A 215-nucleotide genomic window follows, 5' to 3' on the forward strand; every position below is an offset into this window, starting at 1 on the left:
ATCTGAAATCATCTTTATTGCTGTTTGGGACAATAATTCTCAACTTCATCATTTCAAAGCCTTTTATGGAATGATAAAGCGCTTTTATTCCAAGTTTTTTAAATCATTACCATCCTATCAACGGATCGTTTATTCGATCAACCCACATCAACTGGCATTTCAATCATTACAGATTTCGTTAGCTTCCAATGCTCAAACAACGTGTGCTTGGGTTG

1 pseudogene is annotated in these 215 nt (G+C 35.3%); it reads left to right on the forward strand.

Going from position 1 to position 215, the window contains the following annotated elements:
* Positions 1-215: pseudogene (locus CYK47_RS15675) on the forward strand (IS982 family transposase); the annotation flags it as partial.

This window comes from Acinetobacter sp. B51(2017), from assembly GCF_003711395.1.
Classification (GTDB): domain Bacteria; phylum Pseudomonadota; class Gammaproteobacteria; order Pseudomonadales; family Moraxellaceae; genus Acinetobacter.